This window comes from Paracoccus amoyensis (assembly GCF_014490725.1).
In the GTDB taxonomy this organism is placed as follows: domain Bacteria; phylum Pseudomonadota; class Alphaproteobacteria; order Rhodobacterales; family Rhodobacteraceae; genus Paracoccus; species Paracoccus amoyensis.
This window is the reverse complement of sequence record NZ_JACOQL010000002.1, coordinates 545,506-567,129: the sequence shown is the minus strand read 5'-3', so window position 1 is coordinate 567,129 and position 21,624 is coordinate 545,506. Positions and strand designations below refer to the sequence as shown.

The window sequence follows — 21,624 nt, the reverse complement described above, 5'->3', positions numbered from 1 at the left end:
CGGTTACAAATGTCTTTTTCACGGTATCTCCTCCCGTTATGTCTTTCCGCCCGGATCATTGCGTCCGGTTTTCCTCACCCCTTCCACTGTTTCGCAGATGGGGGCGTTAAAGCAAGCGTTTAATACGGCCCTTCCGCCAACGCCCGCCGCGCCCACAGCACAGCAAGGCTTGGCCTTTTCCCCGCAGTTCGCTAAGCCCGACATAAGACATACGGGATCAAGACGATGAGCATGGACAAGAGCTTTGACGCCAACTCAGCCGAGGCGCGGATCGCGGCGGAATGGGAACAGACCAACGCCTTTGCCGCCGGGGCCAATGCCTCGCGCAGCGAGACTTTCACCGTGATGATCCCGCCCCCCAACGTGACCGGCAGCCTGCATATCGGCCACGCGCTGAACAACACGTTGCAGGACATTCTGGTCCGCTGGCACCGGATGCGCGGTTTCGATGTGCTGTGGCAGCCCGGTCAGGACCATGCCGGCATCGCCACGCAAATGGTGGTGGAACGCCGCATGGCCGAACGGCAAGAGCCAAACCGCCGCGAGATTGGGCGCGAAGCATTCGTCGAAAAAATCTGGGCGTGGAAGCAGGAATCCGGCGACACGATCATCAACCAGCTAAAGCGCCTTGGCGCATCCTGCGACTGGTCGCGTAACGCCTTTACCATGTCCGGTGCACCCGGTGCGCCAGCCGGTGAGGAAGGCAATTTCCACGACGCCGTGATCCGGGTTTTCGTGGATCTTTACGACAAGGGCATCATCTATCGCGGCAAGCGGTTGGTGAACTGGGATCCCCATTTCGAAACCGCCATCAGCGATCTGGAGGTCGAGAACCGCGAAGTGCCCGGGCATATGTGGCATTTCAAATACCCGCTGGCGGGTGGCGAGAGCTATGAATATGTCGAGCGTGACGCTGACGGCAACGTCACGCTTCGCGAAACCCGTGATTACATCAGCATCGCCACCACCCGTCCCGAAACCATGCTGGGCGATGGCGCGGTGGCGGTGCATCCGGATGATGCACGCTATGCCCCCATCGTCGGCAAGCTGGTCGAAATCCCGGTCGGCCCCAAGGAGCACCGCCGCCTGATCCCGATCATCACCGATGAATACCCGGACCCCGATTTCGGGTCCGGCGCGGTGAAAATCACCGGTGCGCATGACTTCAACGATTACGACGTCGCCACCCGCAACAATATCCCGCTTTACGCGCTGATGGATACCAAGGGCGCCATGCGTCAGGACGGGTTGCCCTATGCCGAAAGCGCCGAGATCGCGACCCGCGCCGCGCGGGGCGAGGATGTGGGCGATGTGTCCAACGTGAACCTTGTGCCTGACGATCTGCGCGGTCTGGACCGTTACGAGGCCCGCAAGCTGGTGATCGACCAGATCAACGCCGAAGGTCTGGCCGTCACCTATCTGCACAAGGAAATCGACACGGAAACCGGGGCCGAGCATCTGGAACGCCGCCCCGTCGTCGATGCCAAGCCGATCATGCAGCCCTTTGGCGACCGTTCCGGCGTGGTGATCGAACCCATGCTGACCGATCAGTGGTTCGTCGATACGCAACAGATCGTCGGCCCTGCGCTGGATGCCGTCCGCGACGGCCGCACCGAAATCCTGCCCGAGCAGCACAAGAAGGTCTATTTCAACTGGCTGGAAAATATCGAGCCATGGACCATCAGCCGCCAGCTGTGGTGGGGGCATCAGATTCCGGTTTGGTATGGTCTTGATCTGTCGCTGGAAGGGCAGGTCGATGACGACCATGATGGCGAATTGGACTATGTCGAAACCTTTGCCCTGCTGGAAGAAGGTCTGGTTCACCGCGACGAGATCCACCATGCCGCGCCGGATTTCAAAGGTGTAATTGACCAGTTCCGCGACAGCATCGCGGGTTTGCCGCAACCGTTGGAGATCAGCCGTGTCATCGAAGTCGCTGATCGCAACGCCGCAATCGACGCGTTTTCGCAGGGCTTGGCAGATTACACCCTGTCGCAGGATCCGACCCAGCTTGTTTATCCGGTCTGGCGCGATCCCGACGTTCTCGACACCTGGTTCAGCTCCGGCCTCTGGCCCATTGGCACGCTGGGCTGGCCGGAAGACACGCCGGAAATGCGCAAGTATTTTCCGACCGATGTGCTGGTCACGGGCTTTGACATCATCTTCTTCTGGGTCGCCCGGATGATGATGATGCAGCTTGAAGTGGTTAAGCAAATCCCCTTCCACACGGTTTACGTCCACGGCCTTGTGCGCGACGAAAAGGGCGCCAAGATGTCGAAGTCGAAAGGGAACGTCATCGACCCGCTGACCCTGATCGACGAATTTGGCGCCGATGCCATGCGCTTCACCCTGACCAGCATGGCCGCCATGGGCCGCGACCCCAAACTGGGTCCGAAACATGTCGAGGCGAATCGCAACTTCGTCACGAAAATCTGGAACGCCACGCGCTTTGCCGAAATGAACGGCGTGCGCGGCGGCGGCGATCTGCCCACGCCAAGCCATACGGTCAACCGCTGGATCATTGGCGAGGTCGCTCGCATCCGTCTGGCCACGGATGAGGCCCTGACCAACTATCACTTCAACGATGTCGCCACCGGGCTTTACGCCTTTGTCTGGGGCAAGGTCTGCGATTGGTATGTCGAATTCTCCAAGCCCCTGTTCGACGGCGAATATGCCGATGAAACACGGGCGACGATGGGATGGGTGCTGGATCAATGCTTCCTGATGCTGCACCCGGTCATGCCCTTCGTGACCGAGGAATTGTGGGCGCTGACCGGCGACCGCGCCAAGATGCTGGTCCATGGCGACTGGCCAGCCTATGGCGCGGAACTGATTGACGCGGATGCGGACCGCCAGATGAACTGGGTCATCTCGCTGATCGAAGGTATCCGGTCGGCGCGGGCGCAAATGGGCGTTCCGGCGGGGGCCAAGCTGGACCTGATCGTGACCGAGGCCGATGATGCCGCCCGCGCCGCGCTGGCCGCCAACAGCCCGCTGATCCAGCGGTTGGCCCGCGTGAATGCGCCGGTTGATGGCGCGGCGGGCAAGGGCATGATCTCGGTCGCGGCAACGGGGGCGAGCTTTGCCCTGCCCATCGGCGACGTGATCGACGTTGTGGGCGAAACCGCGCGTCTGGAAAAATCGCTGGCGAAATCCGAAAAGGATGCCGGCGGTCTGCGCGGCCGCCTGTCCAACCCCAAATTCGTCGAAAACGCCGGCGATGAGGTGATCGAGGAAACCCGCGCCAAACTGGCCACGCTGGACGATGACATTGCCCGCACCCGCGCCGCACTGGCGCAGCTTCAGGCAATGTGATGCGCTGGTTCGAACGCATTGCGCAGCGGCAAATTGATGCCGCTGTCGCACGCGGCGAACTGACCGGCCTGAAGGGCGAAGGCAAACCGCTGGACCGCGAACGCCTGCGCGAAAGCGCGGATGATGTTCTGCACCGCATGATGGCAGAGGCGGGCTTTGTCCCGCCCGAAATCGCCTATCAGAAAGAGGTCGAGGCCAAGCGCGCCATCCTTGCCCAGATCGAGGATCAGGAAGAGCGCAAGGCGATGCAGAAACAGATCGCCTTGCTGGACCTGAAACGCGCCATGTCCGCCGACGCGCGAAGGAAATCGCTGCGAGGATAAGCCGTTGCCCATGGCGATCGCTCGGTCGAGGGGCATGAATCTCTGTTCATGTTCGTGCGACTTGATAGCGCAACCGGAATGACCTGTCAGGACGGCTCGTTGGAAGCCACAGTCAGGATTCTGGGGAATGGCGGCAAGGATGTCATCCTTGGCGGCGACGGTATGGATACCGTTCAGGGCGGCGCAGGCAATGACCGCATCTGGGGCGGCACATCGAACGACCAAAATCGCAATGCACTGACAGGGCATGACAAGGGTTTCGATGAAAGGAAGCGGCGGAGGTTTCCTTTCATCGCAGGTAGAAACCGGGCCGCCTGATCCTTGCGCCACCTAGCGCAGCGTATCCAGCGCCTTGGGCAGCCGCGCGTCCAAAATCGCCATCTTGCTTTCGGGCGCACAGCTGATACGAATGCAGCGATTCTGTGGGGCGACGCCGGGCATTCGCACGAATACGCCCTGACCTTGCAATGCCTTCACCAGATCCGCTGCAAAGACGCCGTCACGGCCGGTATCCACAGCCACGAAATTCGTCGCCGATGGCAGCGCCGTCATGCCGTTTTGCTGGGCGATTCCGGCAATTCTGGCCCGCGATTTGATAACTTCGCGCTGCACATGCGCCAGCCAGTCCCGATCCGCCAGCGCCGCCAATGCGCCCGCCTGCGCGATCCGGTTGACACCGAAATGGTTACGAATGCGGTCGAAACCAGCAATCAGATCGGGATGACCGATGGCATAGCCGATCCGCGCACCTGCCAGCCCGTAAGCCTTTGAAAAGGTGCGCATCCGAATGACCCGCGGATCATCTGCCGCAATCACCGGAATGGCATCGTCGGGCGCGAATTCAGCATAAGCCTCATCCAGCACCAGCAGGCTTTCGGGCGGCAACCGATCCAGCATCCGCAGGATCGCGCCCCCGTTATGCCAACTCCCCATCGGGTTGTCGGGATTGGCCAGATAGACCAGCCGCGCCCCGGTTCGCTGCGCAAGCTCCACCAGCGCCTGCGGGTCTTCTGCATCGTCGCGATACGGCACCTTGTGCAGCACGCCACCATAGCCCGTGACGTGGTAGTTGAAGGTCGGATAGGCCCCTTCAGAGGTGGCAACAGCATCGCCCGGTGCGATCAGCAGCCGCACCAGCAGGCCCAGAAGGCCGTCGATCCCTTCGCCCACAACGATATTTTCAGCCGAAACACCATGATATGCGGCCAAGGCACCGATCAGGTCGTGGCTGGTCGGATCGCCATATTGCCAACTGTTTGCGGCCTCATCCTGCATTGCCTTGACGGCCTTGGGCGACGGACCAAACCCGTTTTCATTCGCGCCCAGACGTGCCGCAAAACCCTGTCCCAGCTGGCGTTGCAGGGTTTCAGGCCCGACGAAAGGAACCGTCGCCGGCAAGGAGGCCGGGATCGGCGCAAAGCGGATCAGGGTCATGGCCTGATCCTTAAAACGCGCGAAAGGTCATGGTGGTCAGCGTGCGACTGATATGGGGAATGTCGAACAGGTTTTCCGACAGGAAACGCCCGACATCCTCATCTTCAGGGATATAGACCTTGGCCAGCAGATCATAATCGCCCGAGGTCGAATAAAGCTCGCTGACGATTTCGCGGTCATAGATGGCGTCGGCGACCTCGTAGGTCTTGCCGGGCTCGCAGCGGAACTGGACAAAGACGGGTCGCATCGGCATCTCCTTGGCTGGTTGTTTGGCGCAAGTTAGCCCGCAGGCTGCGGTGCGGTCCAGTCCCCGCGATACAGTCCGCGCCAGAAGCGCAGCATCAGCAGGATCGCCGCAACCGTCAAACCCACGCACAGCCCCAGCCAAAGTCCGGCAGGGCCGAATCCCAGATGGAAGGCAAGCCCATAGGCGACAGGCATCCCCACAACCCAGTAACTGAAGGTCGCAATCCACATTGGCACGCGCGTATCGTGAACGCCGCGCAGACAGCCAAGCGCAATGACCTGCATGGCATCGGTCAGTTGGAACAGCGCCGCATACATCAGCAATCCGGCACCAAGCGTGATGATCGCAGGCGCTTCGGGATCGTCTGGCGACAGATAAAGCCCGACCAGAGGTTGCGCGAACAGCAGATAGATGGCGATTGCGATAAACGCAAAGATCACCGAAATGGCGATGACCGTCACCGCCGCATCGCGCATCCACAGAGCATCGCCCCGCCCCTTCGCCTGACCGACGCGGATTGTTGCTGCATTTGACAGGCCCAGATGCGCCATAAAGGTGATGGCGGTGATTTGCAGCGCGATCCCGTGGGCGGCCAGTTCCTGCGTGCCGATCCAGCCCATCATCACGTTGGACCCGACGAACAGCCCCCCCTCGGCCAGCATGGTCAGACCGATGGGCCAACCGATCCGCGCAACACTGCGCATCGCATGCCAGTCGGGCTTCCAGAACCGTTGAAACAGGTTATATTTGCGCGCGATGGGCAGCCAGTTCGCATAAAGCACAAGCAGCACCAGTTGCACGAATTGCGTCAGAACGCTGGCAATGGCCGCGCCACGAACACCCAGTTCCGGCGCGCCGAGGTTCCCGAAGATCAGGATCCAGTTCAGCCCCACATTCATCGGCAGCCCGGCAAGCGTGATCCACATGATGATCTGCGGACGCTCCAGCGCGGCAAGATAAGAGTTCAGCGTCAACCCACCCAGGGTAAGCGCCAGCCCCCACCCGGCGATGCGCAGGTAATCCTGCGACAGCTGCGCGGTAATCTCGGTCTGGCCCAGGCTCAGCAGGATCGGACCGGAAAACCACATCAGCGGCATCACCAGAAGCGAAAAGCCGAAAGACAGCCACAGGGCCATGCGCGTGCCACGCCGCACCTCGGTTTCATCGCCGCGCTCCAGCGCGGTCGCAAGGATGCCCATAACCCCCGTGCCGAAACCCATGCCCAGAAAGAACATGATCATGAAAAACGACGTGGCAATCACCAGCGCCGCAAGTTCCTCGACGCCATACCATCCGACCATGACGGTATCGCCGACGCCGATTGCCATTCGCGCCAGATGACTGCCAATCAAGGGTAAGCCCAGCGACAGCGTCGCCGCGATATGAGGTGCATAACGACCAAACATCCGCTCGCCATACGCTTACCCGGACGCCCCCGCAATCTGCGTTACAAAAATTTGCAGGCACAAGGACATGTGGCGGCAGGAAAGCCACAACCGCCCCGCTTGCCCCAGCATCAGCCATCTGCGATAGAGGGCAGATTCCAGCCGCCGGAGGGTTACATGAGTTTCCGCGCCCGTCACCTTTTGGGGATAGATCACCTCAAACCCGCCGAAATCGTGACGCTTCTGGATTTGGCCGAAGAATATGTCGCGCTGAACCGCCGCACCGTCAAACATTCCGATGTTCTGGCTGGCCTGACCCAGATCAACATGTTCTTCGAAAACTCGACCCGCACGCAATCCAGTTTCGAGCTGGCCGGCAAGCGTCTGGGCGCCGATGTGATGAACATGTCGATGCAGACCAGCAGCGTCAAAAAGGGCGAAACCCTGATCGATACTGCGCTGACGCTGAACGCGATGCAGCCCGATCTTCTGGTCGTCCGTCACCCGAACAGCGGCGCAGTCAACCTGTTGGCAGAAAAGGTGAATTGCGCCGTCATCAATGCAGGCGACGGCCGCCACGAACATCCGACACAGGCCCTGTTGGATGCGCTGACCATCCGCCGCGCCAAGGGACGACTGCAACGCCTGACCATCGCCATATGTGGCGACATCGCCCATAGCCGGGTGGCGCGGTCAAACCTGATCCTGCTGGGCAAGATGGAAAACCGCATTCGTCTGATTGGCCCGTCGACGCTGATGCCCGCCGGTGTCAAAGATATGGGCGTGGAACTTTACGAGGATATGCGCGAGGGCCTGACAGGCGCTGACGTCGTCATGATGCTGCGCCTGCAACGAGAGCGGATGGATGGCGGCTTCATCCCGTCCGAGCGGGAGTATTTCCACCGTTGGGGACTGGACGCCGAAAAGCTGGCCCTGGCCGCCCCCGATGCCATCGTCATGCATCCCGGCCCGATGAATCGCGGGGTCGAGATCGACGGCACCATTGCCGACGACATCAACCGCAGCGTGATTCAGGATCAGGTCGAGATGGGCGTCGCCGTCCGCATGGCCGCGCTGGATCTGCTGGCGCGGAATTTGCGGGCAGAACGTGGGGCAAAGGCGTCAGGAGTAATGGTGTAATGACGCAATCGCCAACCGCCGCCGAATGGTCGCTGGCACTGGCCCCCGGTGAAACAATCATCTGGATGGGACAACCCGTCGGGCAGCCCAAAGCCGACGGAAACACCACGTTTCTGTGGATTTTCGGGGCGATCTTCTTTGGGATGGGACTGTTGTTTCTGATCCTTGGCCTTGTGGTTCAGGGCCAGGATGTCATGTTCATCGCCGCCTTTTGCGGGATTGGCGGGTTGTTTGCGTTGGTCGGGGGCGGCATCCTGATCATTCCTCTGCTGGTGCGGCGCAAGCGCTTTGCCGTCATGCGATATGCACTGACTGATCGGCGCGCGCTGATCTATGACGGCACCGCGATCAAGGATTGGGACATCACCCCGGATATGCAATTCGATGTGCATCCCGGATCGCCCGGATCGCTGATTTTCGGGCAGGAATCGCTGAACTATGACATCAACGGTCAACCGGCCTATCGTGACGTCGGGTTTATCAACATCACCGATATTGTAGAGGTCGGAAATATGATCCGCGACATCCAGACCCGTAACCTCTCACAGGTCGAGGCCAGATCGTGACCACCCTTCTGTTTCAGAACGCCCGGCTGATTGATCCTGAGGCGCAGACCGACAGCACGGGCAGCCTGCTGGTGCGTGATGGCCTTATCGAGGGCATCTCGGGCGCACAGGAAGCCGCGCCCGAAGGGGCCACGATCGTCGACTGTGATGGCAAGGCGCTCGCCCCCGGCCTGATCGACTGGGGCGTCAAGATCGGCGAACCCGGTGAGCGGCACAAGGAAAGCTTTCGCAGCGCAGGACGGGCCGCTGCAGCTGGTGGTGTAACCACGGTCATCGCCCGCCCCGACACGCTGCCCCCCATCGACACGCCGGAAGCGCTGGAATTCGTGACCCGCCGCGCCGCAGATGCGCCAGTGAACATCCGCCATATGGCCGCCCTGACAAAAGGCCGCGAAGGCCGCGAAATGGTCGAGATCGGCTTCATGACCGATGCCGGTGCCATCGCCTTTACCGATGGCGTGCGCGTCGTGACCGACAGCAAGATCCTTGGCCGCTGCATGACCTATGCGCGCGGCCTTGATGCGCTGATCGTAGGCCACCCACAGGATGCCAGTCTGTCCAAGGGCGCGGCCGCGACCAGCGGCAAGTTCGCCTCGCTCTACGGCATTCCCGCCGTATCGCCCATGGCCGAAGTGATGGGTCTGGACCGCGATCTGGCATTGGTCGACATGACCCGCTGCCGCTGGCATGCCGATCAGCTGACCGTTGCCGCCGCCCTGCCCGCCTTTCAGCGCGCCCGGGACAAGGGGCTGGACGTGACGGCGGGGATCTCGATCCACCATCTGACACTGAACGAATTTGATGTGGGCGACTACCGCACCTTCTTCCGCTTCACGCCGCCCTTGCGCTCCGAAGATGACCGCATGGCGATGGTGCAGGCGGTGGCGGATGGCGTGATTGACGTGATCGCCAGCTTCCATACCCCGCAGGACGAAGAATCCAAGCGCCTGCCGTTCGAGGCCGCCGCCCCCGGGGCCGTCGGCCTGCAAACGCTTCTGCCTGCGGCATTGCGCCTGTATCATCAGGGCGGCTTGACCCTGCCGCAACTCTGGCGCGCCATGTCGCTGAACCCGGCCAAGCGGCTTGGCCTGCCATCGGGCCGCCTGGCGCGTGGCGCACCCGCCGATCTGGTGCTGTTCAACCCCGATGCGCCCTTCGTGCTGGACCGTTTCAAGCTGCTGTCCAAATCCAAGAACACCCCCTTTGACGGGGCCAGAATGGAAGGCCGCGTCCTTGGCACATGGGTCGCAGGCAATCGCGTCTTCGGAGAACAGCCATGACATTGATCCTGTGGACCATCCTTGGCTATCTGCTGGGATCAATCCCATTCGGCATCGCCATCACCCGCGCCATGGGCCTTGGCGACCTGCGCCAGATCGGGTCAGGCAATATCGGCGCGACGAACGTCCTGCGCACCGGCAACAAGCCCGCCGCACTGGCCACGCTGCTGCTGGACAGCGGCAAGGGCGCAATCGCGGTGCTTCTGGCCCGCCATTTCGGCGGCGAAACCGCTGGCATCCTTGCCGGTGGCGCGGCCTTTCTGGGCCATTGCTTCCCGGTCTGGCTGGGCTTCAGGGGCGGCAAGGGCGTGGCGACCTTTCTGGGCACCGTGCTGGCGCTGCATTGGCCGCTTGGGTTGATCATCTGCGCGATCTGGCTGCTGACGGCCCTTGTCAGCCGCATCAGCAGCCTTTCGGCCCTGATCGCCGCCGCATTGACCCCGATCTTCGCCTGGGCACTTGGCCGAGGTGACCTGATCCTTGTGACCGCGTTCATGGCGGCACTGATCTTCATCCGTCACAGCACGAACATCACCGACTGCTGGACGGGACCGAGCCGCGCATCGGCAAGAAGTAACTACCGCTCGGCCACAAGCGTGCGGCCCGTCGCCGGTCGACTGGGACGCGAAGGCGCTGTCACGGCTGGCTCTGGCTCGGCAACCGGCTCGCGCATCACCTGACGCAAAGACGGCCCTTCAAAGGGCTTGCTCGTCTTTACGGCAACAGGCTGTGGCGCAATGCTGCCTGCAACCGACTGTCCCGACAGACGGCCCAGGGCCTCCACCCCACGCTTGGCGCTCAGCGCGATCGAGATCAGCGCCAGACAGGCCCCCGCCAGCAGGATCAACCCGACCAAACCAAGGATGCCAAGGAAAACCGGCAAAGGCGGCACGCCCTCGGCAGACCGTATCAACGTCACCATCAACCCGATCAACGCCAGAACGCCAACCAGAAACACCGCAGCCACTGCGCGGCTTACCCATGTCATAATATCTGCTCGCATAGCCTGCCCCTTGCTTTACCGGCTTTTGCCGAAGGGGTTGCCACCAGAACGATCAGTTTTCAAGTAATGCCCGCACATCCGGCACTCACCTTGTCGTGCGTGACAGGCATCTTCTGTGTTCAAATATCCTCTGGGGGTCCGGGGGGCGAAGCGTTCCCGGCCTTGATCAGGCGATCAATAGGAATAGTCCGCGTAGATCCGCGACAAATCACCCTGCCATTCACCGTGATAGCGTTCCAGCATCTCGTCGGCGGGCACTTTCCCCAAATCGACGCTTTCCTTCAGCGTGTTCAGGAAATGCGTCTCATCCGGGATCAACCCACCGGCACCCTGACGGGCACGGTTTTTCAGCCCCAGCTCTGCAATCTCGACCACCTGTCGCGCCAGATCGTGCATGCGGATACCATTCGCCTCGGCCTGCAAGGCATCACGCGACGCGGCACGGCGCAGACCCTCGCGCGTTTCGTGATCCCAGCCTTTGACCAGATCCCAGGCAGCGTCCAGCGCCTCTTGGTCATAGGTCAGGCCGACCCACAGGGCGGGCAAGGCGCAAAGCCTGCGCCACGGACCGCCATCGGCGCCGCGCATCTCGATGAATTTCTTGACCCGAGCTTCGGGGAATACCGTGGTCAGGTGATCGGCCCAATCGGACAGCGTGGGAATTTCACCCGGCAGTGCAGGCAGCTGACCCTTCAGGAAATCACGGAAGGACTGGCCCAATGCGTTGATATATTTGCCATCGCGATAGACGAAATACATCGGCACATCCAGAACGTAGTCCACCCACCGTTCATAGCCAAAACCGTCCTCGAACGCGAAGGGCAGCATGCCCGTGCGTGCATCATCCAGATTCTGCCAGATATGCGCCCGCCAGCTTTTCATGCCATTGGGCTTGTCATCCAGAAACGGAGAGCTTGCGAACAGCGCCGTCGCGACCGGCTGCAAAGCCAGCGCAACACGCAGTTTTTGCACCATGTCCGCTTCCGATGCGAAATCCAGATTCACCTGCACCGTGCAGGTGCGATACATCATCTGTTTGCCCAGCGTGCCGACGCTGTCCATGTAATCGGTCATCAGCCGATAGCGCCCTTTGGGCATCATTGGCATCTGGTCCTGCGACCAGATCGGGGCCGCACCCAGGCCGATAAAGCCTGCGCCGATGCCATCGGCCACAGATTTCACCTCGGCCAGATGCTGGTTCACCTCGTCACAGGTCTGATGGATCGTTTCCAGCGGTGCGCCCGACAACTCGAACTGGCCGCCCGGCTCAAGGCTGATATTCGCGCCATTCCGCTCCAGCCCGATGATGTTTTCCTGTTCATAGACTGGCGCCCAGCCAAAGCGTTCCTGCATTCCGGTCAGCATCGCATGGATGGAACAATCGCCTGCATAGGGCAGCGGCAGCTTGTTCGGCTTGTCATAGCCGAATTTTTCATGCTCGGTCCCGATGCGCCACGCATCCTTGGGCTTTTCGCCCGAGGCCAGGTAGTCCGCCAGTTGATCACGGCTTTCGATCGGGCCACCGCCCTGCTGAGGAATCGACATGGATCAAAAGCCTTTCTAGGGGTTCGCCGTCGGTCACAGGTGACAACTGCGCAAGGTCAAGTCAAGTCGCCTTGGTCCGACCGTCGCCAAACCACGCGCATCGCATCGGGCTGTTCGGCCACATGGGCCAGCGCATTGGACACCGCGCCCATGTCCAGACCGGGCAAAGCGGTAAAGGCATCGGCCAGCACTTCGGCACCTGCGGCATCAGCGGGAATCAACAGCGCCTCGCCCGCCGCATTGCGCAAACGCCAATGGCCGTGCCCGCGCAATCGCAGCAGGCGAATTTCGGTCAGGTCACGCAGGGCGATCTGCCCACCCAGTGTGGCGGCGCCGTAATACCGGATCGCACCTTCCTCGACCTCGACCACGCCGGGTGCGGTGATTTGCCGACGAAACGGCATTCTCCGCCAAGCGCCCACAAGCAGCGCCCCGCCAACCAGCATGGTCAACAGCCCGACCAGACCGAAAAACCATCCGCCATGCAGCATCAACCATAACCCGGTCAGCAGCACGGCGGCAGCGATCAGGGCCTCGGACCAGCGGGACAACCATTGACGGATTTCTGGGCGAATGAATGACATGACCTACCAGCGGCGCAGTGCATCTTCGTCGCCGGCTTTCGCCTCGACCCAATCGGCGCGGCCATCCGCAGCAATTTCCCGTTTCCAGAACGGCGCACGCGATTTCAGCCAGTCCATCAGGTAATCCGCCGCGTCGAAGGCCGCGCGACGGTGCCGGGCGGCGGTGGCCACGAACATGATCTGTTCGCCCACAGCCAGACGACCATAGCGATGAACGATGCGCCAGTCGGTCAGATCGAAACGACGCGCGGCTTCGGTGCCGTAATCGCTCATCGCGGCCTCAGTCATGCCGGGATAATGTTCCAGTTCCAGCGCGACCATCCGTCCCGTATCGTCGCGCACGATGCCGGTGAAGGTGACGACCGCGCCTGCCCCACCCCCGAAATCGCGCAGTTCCGCCGTCAGATCAAAGGGCGCGGTCTGAACGCGAGCCGACATTGGCTTAGCCCCCGGTCATCGGTGGGAAGAACGCAACCTCGCGCGCGCCGGTCAAGGGTGCATCCAGATCGACCAGTTTCTGATCCACGGCGCAACGCACGGCACGCATGTCCGAAAACGCCTGCGCATGCCAATCATCCATGGCCGCCAATTGGGCGATCAGATCGCGCACGGTCGCGGCGGTGGTGGAAATGGTTTCGCGCGGTTGCCCGATGCGTTCGCGAAGCCATGCGAAATACAGCACTTCAAGCGTCATTGCCCGGCTCTCGAAGATAGGGCAGCGCCTTGATGAAATAGTCCCAGCCTGTCCACAGCGTCAGACCAGCCGCCAGCCAGATCAGCAACAGCCCGAAAGCCGTCGCCATATCGGCCCAGCTATCCATCCACCACGGCAAATAGGCGTCCCCGACCAGGGGCTGCCCGTGTTCGACATAGGCCAGCCCGGTGCCGAGAAACAGGACCGAGATCGCGACCATCTGCAACGTCGTTTTCCACTTCGCCAGCTTGGTGACTTTCAGAAGCTTCGCATTCGCGCCCAGATATTCGCGCAGGCCGGATACGAAGACCTCGCGGAACAGGATCACGGTCGCGGGCAGGATCAGCCATGGGTTCATGCCGGAATAGCCGGTGATGACGACAATCGCGATCACCACCATCGCCTTGTCGGCAATCGGGTCCATCGCCGCGCCAAAGCGGCTTTCCAGCTTCCACGCGCGGGCGATATAGCCGTCGAACCAGTCGGTGATGGCCGCCAGCATGAACAGCGTCAGCGCCGCCCAATCCGCAAAGGGACGGCTGAAATACAGAAACATCAGCGGCACGGCCGGGGCCGCGATCAGCCGAAGCAGGGTCAGAATATTGGGTATGGTCCAGCGCATGAGCGCAATCTAGGCATTTGTGCCGCCGGGGGGAAGTGGGGTCGGTAGCTTCGCCATCGGTCAAATGCGCACATCTTGCAAAACCCGGCGGCCGTCCGTTCCACGACCCTATCCGTTCTGGAAATGATCGACGATCTTCTGTGCCATCGCCGCCGAAATTCCGTCGACGGCCTGCAAATCCGCGACGCCGGCGCGGCTGACCGCCTTGGCGCTGCCGAAATGCGCCAGCAGGGCACGTTTGCGGGACGCGCCGATGCCGGTGATTTCGTCCAGCGGATTCGCCATGACCGATTTCGCGCGTCTGGCGCGATGCGTGCCAATAGCCCAGCGATGCGCTTCGTCCCGCAGACGCTGGACGAAATAAAGCACGGGGTCGTTCATGCGCAGGGCAAAGGGGCGCTGGCCGGGACGGTGAAATTCCTCTTTCCCGTGATCACGGTCCACCCCCTTGGCTACGCCGATGATCGGAATATCCTCGACCCCCAGATCGGCAAGGATACCGTCCACCGCCGAGACCTGCCCCGCGCCGCCGTCGATCAGCAGCAGATCGGGCCAGGCCTCGGTCTGGCGGTCCGGATCTTCCTTCAGTAGCCGGGTGAACCGGCGGGTCAGAACCTCTTTCATCATACCAAAGTCGTCCCCGGGGGTTATCTCCGTCCCCTTGATGTTGAATTTCCGATACTGGTTCTTGATGTAACCTTCAGGTCCGGCGACGATCATGCCGCCGACGGCGTTGGTGCCCTGAATATGGCTGTTGTCGTAAACCTCGATCCGGCGCGGCGGGGCGACCAGATCAAAGGCTTCGGCCATCCCTTCCAGCAGCCTCAATTGCGCTGCACTTTCGGACATGCGGCGGCCAAGGCTTTCGCGGGCGTTACGCAGGGCATTGGTGACAAGCTCAAACTTCTCGCCCCGCTGCGGGATCTGCATGTCAATCTTGCGGCCCGCGCGTTCGGACAGAACGTCCGCTGTCAGTTCCGGGTCCTCCGGCGCGTGCGACAACAGGATCATCCGCGGGGGCGGTTTGTCGTCGTAAAATTGCAGCAGGAAAGCCTGCATCACCTCATCCGACGATTCCGCGCCGCCCAGTCGCGGATAGAAATCGCGGTTACCCCAGCTTTGATTGCCGCGAATGAAAAAGACCTGAACGCAAGCCTGCCCGCTTTCCATGTGCAGCGCGACGATATCGGCTTCTGCCACGCCCTTGGGATTGATCGCCTGCACCGATTGCACCGCCGTAAGCGCCTTGATCCGGTCGCGCAGCGCCGCCGCCCGCTCGAACTCCATCGCGTCCGAGGCGTCGGACATTTCCTTGGCCAGATTGGCCTGAATGGTCGTGGACTTGCCCTGCAGGAAGCGTTCGGCATCGGCGACAAGCTGGCCGTAATCGGCTTCGGAAATCCGCCCGACACAAGGCGCGCTGCATCGCTTGATCTGATACAGCAGACAGGGACGCGTGCGGCTTTCAAAGACGGAATCGGTGCAATTGCGCAGCAAGAACACGCGCTGCAACTGCGTCAGCGTCCGGTTGACCGCCCCCGCACTGGCAAAGGGACCATAGTAATCGCCTTTTTCCGACTTGGCCCCGCGATGTTTCTTGATCTGGGGATAGGCATGCGACTTTGCGACCAGAATATTCGGGAATGACTTGTCGTCGCGCAGCAGCACGTTGTAGCGCGGCTTCAGCTGCTTGATCAGGTTCTGCTCAAGCAGCAACGCCTCGGTTTCGGTGCGCGTCGTCAGGAACATCATTGACGCCGTGTCGCGGATCATCCGGGCAATGCGCCCCGAATGCCCAGCGGGCCGCGCGTAATTCGACACCCGCGCCCGCAGATCGCGCGCCTTGCCGACGTAAAGCACCTCGCCCCGCGCATCCAGCATCCGGTAAACGCCGGGGCTGCTGTCAAGCGTGCGAAGGTAGTCCTGGATAACAGTCTGGCCGGTCTTTTGGATCATGACGTTAAGGAAGTGATTCTTTTCACGGGCTGCAAGTTTCAGACCTCAAAGGCAAGCAATAAGCTTTCCACGACTCTTGTGGATAACTCTGTGGAAGGCCTGTGAGGCAGAGAGAGTTCAGTCAACAATCGTTACAAATCCGTAACTTTGCCTTATTTTTAGGCACATTCATAAGACTTTGATTTTTATAAATAACTTTATTCACAGTTTTGTGCATCACGAAATTACTACCAAGAATCAGCCGCCTGCACGAAAGACTTGGGAAAGTGGACAAATCCGGTCAGTCAAGCTGTCGCAACGTCAACCGTGCCCAATCCCAATCGAACATTGCCGGTCAGTATCAGCGCCGAGCGGAGGCGAAATAAAGTTGCGCTCAGGCGGTTTTTTCATCAACAAAAGAACCCGACGCAAAGCGCGATTGCAAAAGCCAAGTATCGCGCTGAAGGCGGCATGAACGGTTGGGCAGCCAGATCAACGACCGCGCCACTTTATCCCCAGCAATTTGGCCAGAAACCGACGGAAGCCCGGTCCGCTGACCAGTGCCAGCACCACCATGAACAGCAGGAAGGTAATGACAATCTTGATCATCACCCCCCGGTCCCGAACCTTGCGAACGCGGATCTTTCCTCGGCCGCGTCCAGCACGGCCTCGGCCGACAGGCCCAGCCGCCGGAACAGCGATTGCCGTGGCGCATGAACGATGAAGCGGGTCTTGTCGCCGTAAAGCTGTTTCATCTTGGGAACCAGATGGGCAATGCCATCCGCCAGTCCCAGATCGACCGACTGACGCCCGGCCCAGAACTCACCCGTGAACAGATCGCGATCCGGGGCCAGACGATCGCCGCGGCGGCGGATCACATGCTCCTTGAACGCCTCATGGATCGGCTCCAGCACATTGCGCAGCCGCTCGACATCTTCGGGCTTTTCGGGGCGAAACGGGTCCAGCGTCGACTTTGACCGGCCTGCGGTATGCACGCGACGCTCGATCCCCCACTTCTCGATCAGATGCTGAAAGCCGAACCCGGATGAGATCACACCGATAGACCCAAGGACCGAACTTTCATCAGCCCAGATCTTTTCGCCCGCACAGGCCAGCCAATAACCGCCGGAAGCGGCCATATCCTCGACAAAGGCATGAACAGGCGTTTCGGTTTCGTCGGACAGCCGCCGGATACGCGCAGCAATCAGCGACGACTGGACGGGCGATCCGCCGGGCGAGTTGATCGACAGCGCCACCGCCGTGGGCTTCCCCTTGCGAAAGGCACGTTCGATGACAGGCGCAAGTGCGGCGTCACTTAGCCCGCCGCGACGACCGGCCATTCCGATGGCGCCGTGCAAACGCACGACAGCAACTTTTGGCCCATTGTTTATGAAACGATCAAGATAAGGGATACGCATAGGCCACAGATAGGGCCAAGCCGCGCCTGCCACAAGGCGCGGCCCGCATATCACACAGCGCGGATCGTATCCCCCGGCAGGAAAGTCGGGTTCAGCCCGATAATGCGATCTTCGGACAGCACGTCCTTGCCCGCCACCAATCGCGCCGCGCGGCGACCGATATCGACACGGCGCGCATCGGTGGTTGCCAGTCGCACCGGGAAACCATCCAGCAGATCGACGCCGTTAAACCCGGCCAAGCCGATCCGATCAGGAATGGAAAGGCCCTTTTCAAGGCAATACAGCAATCCGCCCGCGCCAATCATATCGTTGGAATAATAAAGAAAATCCAGATCCGGGGCGCGCGCCAGAATACGTTCCGTCAATTCACGACCCTTCAGCAACGACGACCCGCCCTGATAATATTCACGCGCTTCCAGCTGCACGCCGGCGGCGGCCAGCCCTTCTTCGAACCCGATCAGGCGTTTTTTGGCGCGGTGATCTTCGGGCATATGCGTGCCGACGAAACCGATCCTGCGATAACCCGCACTCAGGATACGCTGGGCCATTTCGCGACCCGCGCGGATGTGGGAAATTCCGACGACCGTATCTATCCCCTCGCCATCGGTATCCATGATCTCGATGACGGGAATGCCCGAATTTTCCAGCATCGCCCGCGATGCGTTACTATGTTCCAGTCCCGCAAGGATCACCCCCGAAGGACGCCAGGACAACATGTCATACAGGACCATTTCTTCCCGCGCGGGCGAATAATTCGTCACGCCGATCACGGGTTGCAGCCCTGTATCGTCCAGCTCCGCCGAAATCCCGCCCAGCACATCGGGAAATACCAGATTCGACAGCGACGGAATGACCACCGCGACCAGATTGACCCGTTGACTTGCCAGACCGCCCGCGATCTTGTTGGGCACATAACCCAATGTCTTGGCCGCCGTCAGAACTTTTTCGCGCGTGGCCGCCGAAACATCGCCGCGATTGCGCAGCACCCGGCTGACCGTCATCTCGGACACCCCCGACGCCTCTGATACATCACGCAAGGTCAAAGGGCGGCGGGGACGTTGAGGTGTCATTGGCGGCTCGAATGTAAAGGAAGAATATCTGATCTTATCCGAGCGTCGCCCCCGCGACAACCTTGCCAAAGCGGCCCATCCACGCCAAAAGAACGTCAGCGGCCCCGTGGCTCAACTGGATAGAGCAGCCCCCTCCTAAGGGGCAGGTTGCAGGTTCAAATCCTGCCGGGGTCACCATTTTATTATTTCCTATCCTGTTCCGGCAGCATGCACCCTATATCCCGGTCATGTTCAGGCGTCACTGCGGCTTTCCTCGGCCGCCATGGCCCACATCGACCAGGCCCGTTGAAATTCTGTCGCAGGACAGCGGCCCTGGATGCGGTCAGCGCCCGACCTACAGGCAATTTCAGCGACATGGCCTGCATAAACGGCATATTTGGGGGCGGTTGCGATCTGTAACGCCGGGTTTTGATACCTTGCCCTGCCAGAATTTTTCGATTTGAATAAACAAACCATAACCCTGACGCGGCGATCTTTTCGGCCGCCAGTTTTTCGCGGGATTTTTTGTTCAGTGAGGTGAAGATGGTCGAAGATAGATACTTCTTACCCTGCCACCGCCTTCGCTGCGCGAACAGCACGTCATTCCTTTTCCGATTGCCGTCCTGATCCAAGGGGTTACGGCGCATCGTCATTTATGCAACCAGTCAGTCAATCAACGTGAATGAGGGGCCGATCATGAGTGGCAAGCCAAATCTTGGCCAACGTCTGTTGCGGCGAAAGCCCATCGAAACCTACGTGGCCCAGACGCAGGGACAAAATAGCGAACTGAAGCGGTCGATCACGCTGTTTCAACTGACGATGTTCGGCGTGGGCGCGACGGTCGGCACCGGGATCTTCTTTGTTCTGGCCGAACAGGTTCCGGTTGCCGGACCTGCGGTGTTGTTTTCATTCCTGATCGCGGGGTTTGCTGCCGGCCTGACCGCACTGTGTTACGCCGAGATGAGCTCGATGATCCCGGTTTCCGGTTCCAGCTATTCCTACGCTTATGCGACGCTGGGCGAGGGGCTGGCATTTCTGGTCGCGGCCTGTCTGGTCATGGAATACGGCGTGTCCGCCGGGGCCGTCGCCGTCGGGTGGAGCGAATATCTGCACAACCTGCTGATGACGACGACGGGCTACGAACTGCCGCGTGCGCTGTTGCACGCCCCGCTGGTGGCCGAAGGATATTCGCTGAAGTTCGGTGGCGACGGCCTGATCAACCTGCCTGCCGCCGTCCTGGTGTTTCTGTGCTGCCTGCTTTTGACACGCGGTTCGCGGGAATCGGCGCGCGCCAATGCCATCATGGTGATCGTCAAGCTGGCGGTGCTGGCCTTTTTCATCATCATCGCGCTGACGGCGTTCAAAAGCGAAAACCTGCAACCATTTGCGCCACATGGCTTTTCTGGTGTCAGCGCCGCGGCGGGATCGATCTTCTTCACCTTTGTCGGGCTGGATGCCGTGTCGACCGCCGGGGAAGAGGTTGAAAATCCGCGCCGCAATCTGCCGCTGGCGATCATTCTGGCCCTGGTCATCGTTGTCAGCTTTTATCTTCTGGTCACAATCGCGGCCCTTGGCGCCCAGCCGCAAGAAATGTTCGAAGGACAAGAGGCCGGGCTGTCGGTTATCCTGCAAAATGTTACCGGCTCAGCCATTCCTTCGGTGATCTTGTCTGCGGGGGCGGTCGTTTCCGTCTTTTCGGTGACGCTGGTGGTGCTTTACGGTCAGACCCGGGTGCTGTTTGCAATGTCGCGTGACGGGATGCTGCCGCCGATTTTCAGCCGGGTCGATCCGCACACGCTCACGCCCACGGCCAACACCATCATCGTCTGCTGCTGCGTCGCGGCCCTTGCGGCCTTCCTGCCTTCGGCGGTGCTGTGGGACCTGACCAGTATGGGAACACTGGTGGCGTTTACGGTTGTGTCGGCAGGGGTCATCATCCTGCGCTATCAGCGCCCCGATGCGCCGCGCGGCTTCAGGGTGCCGTTCTTTCCGGTCCTGCCGATCCTCAGCATTCTTTCCTGTCTCTACCTGATCTCCAGCCTGTCGCTGATCGTCTTCAAGCTGACGGCGATCTGGGCGATTTTGGCGGGGATCATGTATATCCTTTACTCCTCGCGCCATTCGATCCTGGAGAAGGGGTCGAAAGCCAATGAGGAGCTGTCGCGATGAAAGCCTATCTTGTCGGCTATTCACATGATGAGGGCGGGCGCGAGGCGTTGAGACTGGGGACGATCCTGGCACGTTCGGCGGGGGGGCGTCTGGTCGTTGCGGTCATCGTGCCAAAGACCTGGGATCACCCCTCGCCCGCGCGGGTTGATGTGGAATATGCAAATTTTCTGGCACATCACGCCAATGCCACGCTGGCATCCGCGCGACAGGACGTGCCAGATGACATTCCGGCCGAATTCATCGCGCGCGAAGCCGATTCCGCAGGGGCCGGATTGTCAGCCCTGGCGGATGAGACAGAAGCCAGCGCGATCGTCCTTGGTTCTTCGCGCAAGGCACCCACCCGGCGTTTTCAGCAAGGCACGGTGGCGACCGAATTGCTATACAGTGCCCGCGTTCCCGTCGTCCTGGCCCCTTGCCGATACATGGCCCCCTATGACCGGATCAGTCGGGTGACCTGCGCCATCGCGTCAACCGAATCTTCGTTCGCACTGGTGCACAGGGCGAGCGAGATTGCACAGGATTTCGGTGTGTCACTGCGAATCGCGACCTTTGTCGTGCGCGACAAGCAAATGTATCCCTCGATCGCGGGATATGACGTGGAAAATCTGGTGATGAACGAATTCCATCGGCAGGCGCAGGGCGTTCATGACCGGATCCGTGACGAATGGAGCGGGGCAGACGCGCCACAATCGGTCTATGGTGATGGCCAGACATGGGAAGAAGCGGTCAGCAAACTGGATTGGAAAGAAGATGAGCTGCTGGTCGTCGGCTCCAGCCGGCTTGGGCCGTTGATGCGGGTTTTCCTTGGCTCGAACTCCAGCAAGATCCTGCACTACGCGCCGGTTCCGCGCATGATCATTCCGCATATCGGCGAATAAAGATTGCCAATTCCGGCACTGCTCTTGCCTGTTCGGG

General features: G+C 60.8%; 21 protein-coding genes, 1 tRNA gene and 1 pseudogene. 10 read left to right on the top strand and 13 right to left on the bottom strand.

The genetic code is table 11. The features are described from left to right. Window positions 1-225: 225 nt before the first annotated feature. From H4P12_RS07635 to H4P12_RS07625, 3 genes are read left to right on the top strand one after another with little or no spacing between them, the layout of a single operon-like run. Window positions 226-3,315, top strand: coding sequence for a valine--tRNA ligase (locus H4P12_RS07635; protein WP_187793058.1), 3,090 nt, complete (start codon window positions 226-228; stop codon window positions 3,313-3,315). Continuing rightward, window positions 3,315-3,638, top strand: a complete 324-nt coding sequence (locus H4P12_RS07630; protein WP_187793057.1) for a DnaJ family domain-containing protein — start codon at window positions 3,315-3,317, stop codon at window positions 3,636-3,638. The genes H4P12_RS07635 and H4P12_RS07630 overlap by 1 nt, the downstream gene beginning before the upstream one ends. A 48-nt stretch (window positions 3,639-3,686) precedes the next feature. After that, on the top strand, window positions 3,687-3,956 hold the full coding sequence (locus H4P12_RS07625; RefSeq protein WP_187793056.1) for a hypothetical protein: 270 nt from the start codon (window positions 3,687-3,689) through the stop codon (window positions 3,954-3,956). Window positions 3,957-3,968: 12 nt separating this feature from the next. Here H4P12_RS07625 and H4P12_RS07620 read toward each other — a convergent pair whose 3' ends face one another. From H4P12_RS07620 to H4P12_RS07610, 3 genes are read right to left on the bottom strand one after another with little or no spacing between them, the layout of a single operon-like run. Next, entirely contained in the window at window positions 3,969-5,072 is a 1,104-nt protein-coding gene (locus tag H4P12_RS07620; RefSeq protein ID WP_187793055.1) for a pyridoxal phosphate-dependent aminotransferase, read from the bottom strand. Between the two features lie 10 nt (window positions 5,073-5,082). Further along, window positions 5,083-5,319: an Lrp/AsnC ligand binding domain-containing protein gene (locus H4P12_RS07615; protein WP_187793054.1), complete on the bottom strand. Its 237-nt coding sequence runs from the start codon at window positions 5,317-5,319 to the stop codon at window positions 5,083-5,085. 32 nt (window positions 5,320-5,351) lie between these two features. Then, on the bottom strand, window positions 5,352-6,725 hold the full coding sequence (locus H4P12_RS07610; RefSeq protein ID WP_187793053.1) for an MATE family efflux transporter: 1,374 nt from the start codon (window positions 6,723-6,725) through the stop codon (window positions 5,352-5,354). 156 nt (window positions 6,726-6,881) lie between these two features. Between H4P12_RS07610 and H4P12_RS07605 the strand changes: the two genes are divergently transcribed. The 4 genes and pseudogenes from H4P12_RS07605 (at window position 6,882) to plsY (ending at window position 10,267) form a co-directional block, all read left to right on the top strand. Further along, on the top strand, window positions 6,882-7,844 hold the full coding sequence (locus H4P12_RS07605) for an aspartate carbamoyltransferase catalytic subunit (RefSeq protein WP_187793052.1): 963 nt from the start codon (window positions 6,882-6,884) through the stop codon (window positions 7,842-7,844). Next, window positions 7,844-8,410 carry a hypothetical protein gene (locus tag H4P12_RS07600; RefSeq protein ID WP_187793051.1) on the top strand — a complete coding sequence of 189 codons (567 nt, stop codon included), beginning with the start codon at window positions 7,844-7,846 and terminating at the stop codon, window positions 8,408-8,410. Before H4P12_RS07605 ends, H4P12_RS07600 begins: the two co-directional genes overlap by 1 nt. Next, complete coding sequence (gene pyrC / locus H4P12_RS07595) at window positions 8,407-9,690, top strand: dihydroorotase (RefSeq protein ID WP_187793050.1); 1,284 nt, start codon at window positions 8,407-8,409, stop codon at window positions 9,688-9,690. Before H4P12_RS07600 ends, pyrC begins: the two co-directional genes overlap by 4 nt. Continuing rightward, window positions 9,687-10,267 (top strand): annotated as a pseudogene (gene plsY, locus H4P12_RS07590) (glycerol-3-phosphate 1-O-acyltransferase PlsY). The gene pyrC and the pseudogene plsY overlap by 4 nt, the downstream one beginning before the upstream one ends. Here plsY and H4P12_RS07585 read toward each other — a convergent pair. From H4P12_RS07585 to H4P12_RS07545, 9 genes are all read right to left on the bottom strand, one after another. Beyond that, window positions 10,268-10,693, bottom strand: coding sequence for a hypothetical protein (locus H4P12_RS07585; protein WP_187793049.1), 426 nt, complete (start codon window positions 10,691-10,693; stop codon window positions 10,268-10,270). A 174-nt stretch (window positions 10,694-10,867) separates the two neighbouring features. Then, window positions 10,868-12,238 (bottom strand): glutamate--cysteine ligase, encoded by a 1,371-nt coding sequence (locus H4P12_RS07580; RefSeq protein ID WP_187793048.1) that lies wholly within the window; start codon window positions 12,236-12,238, stop codon window positions 10,868-10,870. Window positions 12,239-12,294: 56 nt separating this feature from the next. Then, on the bottom strand, window positions 12,295-12,822 hold the full coding sequence (locus H4P12_RS07575) for a hypothetical protein (RefSeq protein WP_187793047.1): 528 nt from the start codon (window positions 12,820-12,822) through the stop codon (window positions 12,295-12,297). Between the two features lie 3 nt (window positions 12,823-12,825). After that, window positions 12,826-13,260, bottom strand: a complete 435-nt coding sequence (locus H4P12_RS07570) for a molybdenum cofactor biosynthesis protein MoaE (protein WP_187793046.1) — start codon at window positions 13,258-13,260, stop codon at window positions 12,826-12,828. Window positions 13,261-13,264: 4 nt separating this feature from the next. After that, the gene (gene moaD, locus H4P12_RS07565; RefSeq protein WP_187793045.1) at window positions 13,265-13,516 is read right to left on the bottom strand and encodes a molybdopterin converting factor subunit 1; all 252 of its coding nucleotides are present in this window, start codon (window positions 13,514-13,516) and stop codon (window positions 13,265-13,267) included. Then, the gene (gene pgsA / locus H4P12_RS07560) at window positions 13,506-14,138 is read right to left on the bottom strand and encodes a CDP-diacylglycerol--glycerol-3-phosphate 3-phosphatidyltransferase (RefSeq protein WP_187793044.1); all 633 of its coding nucleotides are present in this window, start codon (window positions 14,136-14,138) and stop codon (window positions 13,506-13,508) included. Before pgsA ends, moaD begins: the two co-directional genes overlap by 11 nt. 108 nt (window positions 14,139-14,246) lie before the next feature. Beyond that, window positions 14,247-16,094, bottom strand: a complete 1,848-nt coding sequence (uvrC, locus tag H4P12_RS07555) for an excinuclease ABC subunit UvrC (protein WP_187793043.1) — start codon at window positions 16,092-16,094, stop codon at window positions 14,247-14,249. A 587-nt stretch (window positions 16,095-16,681) separates the two neighbouring features. Then, window positions 16,682-17,491 carry a S49 family peptidase gene (locus H4P12_RS07550; protein ID WP_187793042.1) on the bottom strand — a complete coding sequence of 270 codons (810 nt, stop codon included), beginning with the start codon at window positions 17,489-17,491 and terminating at the stop codon, window positions 16,682-16,684. A 50-nt stretch (window positions 17,492-17,541) separates the two neighbouring features. Next, window positions 17,542-18,561: a LacI family DNA-binding transcriptional regulator gene (locus H4P12_RS07545; RefSeq protein WP_187793041.1), complete on the bottom strand. Its 1,020-nt coding sequence runs from the start codon at window positions 18,559-18,561 to the stop codon at window positions 17,542-17,544. A 100-nt stretch (window positions 18,562-18,661) separates the two neighbouring features. Between H4P12_RS07545 and H4P12_RS07540 the strand changes: the two genes are divergently transcribed. After that, window positions 18,662-18,738 (top strand) — tRNA-Arg (locus tag H4P12_RS07540). Between the two features lie 5 nt (window positions 18,739-18,743). Here H4P12_RS07540 and H4P12_RS07535 read toward each other — a convergent pair. Then, on the bottom strand, window positions 18,744-19,193 hold the full coding sequence (locus H4P12_RS07535) for a hypothetical protein (protein WP_187793040.1): 450 nt from the start codon (window positions 19,191-19,193) through the stop codon (window positions 18,744-18,746). 43 nt (window positions 19,194-19,236) lie between these two features. Between H4P12_RS07535 and H4P12_RS07530 the strand changes: the two genes are divergently transcribed. Both H4P12_RS07530 and H4P12_RS07525 read left to right on the top strand, forming a co-directional pair. Further along, entirely contained in the window at window positions 19,237-20,709 is a 1,473-nt protein-coding gene (locus tag H4P12_RS07530) for an amino acid permease (protein ID WP_187793039.1), read from the top strand. After that, on the top strand, window positions 20,706-21,587 hold the full coding sequence (locus H4P12_RS07525; RefSeq protein WP_187793038.1) for a universal stress protein: 882 nt from the start codon (window positions 20,706-20,708) through the stop codon (window positions 21,585-21,587). The genes H4P12_RS07530 and H4P12_RS07525 overlap by 4 nt, the downstream gene beginning before the upstream one ends. Window positions 21,588-21,624 lie beyond the last annotated feature (37 nt).

What these genes read in the sequence shown, in the direction of transcription:
- uvrC (WP_187793043.1), bottom strand. Translation starts at nt 16,094, where the DNA reads ATGATCCAAAAGACCGGCCAGACTGTTATCCAGGACTACCTTCGCACG.
- H4P12_RS07600 (WP_187793051.1), top strand. Translation starts at nt 7,844, where the DNA reads ATGACGCAATCGCCAACCGCCGCCGAATGGTCGCTGGCACTGGCCCCC.
- H4P12_RS07620 (WP_187793055.1), bottom strand. Translation starts at nt 5,072, where the DNA reads ATGACCCTGATCCGCTTTGCGCCGATCCCGGCCTCCTTGCCGGCGACG.
- H4P12_RS07550 (WP_187793042.1), bottom strand. Translation starts at nt 17,491, where the DNA reads ATGCGTATCCCTTATCTTGATCGTTTCATAAACAATGGGCCAAAAGTT.
- H4P12_RS07545 (WP_187793041.1), bottom strand. Translation starts at nt 18,561, where the DNA reads ATGACACCTCAACGTCCCCGCCGCCCTTTGACCTTGCGTGATGTATCA.
- moaD (WP_187793045.1), bottom strand. Translation starts at nt 13,516, where the DNA reads ATGACGCTTGAAGTGCTGTATTTCGCATGGCTTCGCGAACGCATCGGG.
- H4P12_RS07625 (WP_187793056.1), top strand. Translation starts at nt 3,687, where the DNA reads ATGTTCGTGCGACTTGATAGCGCAACCGGAATGACCTGTCAGGACGGC.
- H4P12_RS07570 (WP_187793046.1), bottom strand. Translation starts at nt 13,260, where the DNA reads ATGTCGGCTCGCGTTCAGACCGCGCCCTTTGATCTGACGGCGGAACTG.
- H4P12_RS07605 (WP_187793052.1), top strand. Translation starts at nt 6,882, where the DNA reads ATGAGTTTCCGCGCCCGTCACCTTTTGGGGATAGATCACCTCAAACCC.
- H4P12_RS07630 (WP_187793057.1), top strand. Translation starts at nt 3,315, where the DNA reads ATGCGCTGGTTCGAACGCATTGCGCAGCGGCAAATTGATGCCGCTGTC.
- H4P12_RS07535 (WP_187793040.1), bottom strand. Translation starts at nt 19,193, where the DNA reads ATGACGATGCGCCGTAACCCCTTGGATCAGGACGGCAATCGGAAAAGG.
- H4P12_RS07530 (WP_187793039.1), top strand. Translation starts at nt 19,237, where the DNA reads ATGAGTGGCAAGCCAAATCTTGGCCAACGTCTGTTGCGGCGAAAGCCC.
- H4P12_RS07525 (WP_187793038.1), top strand. Translation starts at nt 20,706, where the DNA reads ATGAAAGCCTATCTTGTCGGCTATTCACATGATGAGGGCGGGCGCGAG.
- H4P12_RS07610 (WP_187793053.1), bottom strand. Translation starts at nt 6,725, where the DNA reads ATGTTTGGTCGTTATGCACCTCATATCGCGGCGACGCTGTCGCTGGGC.
- pgsA (WP_187793044.1), bottom strand. Translation starts at nt 14,138, where the DNA reads ATGCGCTGGACCATACCCAATATTCTGACCCTGCTTCGGCTGATCGCG.
- H4P12_RS07635 (WP_187793058.1), top strand. Translation starts at nt 226, where the DNA reads ATGAGCATGGACAAGAGCTTTGACGCCAACTCAGCCGAGGCGCGGATC.
- H4P12_RS07615 (WP_187793054.1), bottom strand. Translation starts at nt 5,319, where the DNA reads ATGCGACCCGTCTTTGTCCAGTTCCGCTGCGAGCCCGGCAAGACCTAC.
- H4P12_RS07580 (WP_187793048.1), bottom strand. Translation starts at nt 12,238, where the DNA reads ATGTCGATTCCTCAGCAGGGCGGTGGCCCGATCGAAAGCCGTGATCAA.
- H4P12_RS07575 (WP_187793047.1), bottom strand. Translation starts at nt 12,822, where the DNA reads ATGTCATTCATTCGCCCAGAAATCCGTCAATGGTTGTCCCGCTGGTCC.
- H4P12_RS07585 (WP_187793049.1), bottom strand. Translation starts at nt 10,693, where the DNA reads ATGCGAGCAGATATTATGACATGGGTAAGCCGCGCAGTGGCTGCGGTG.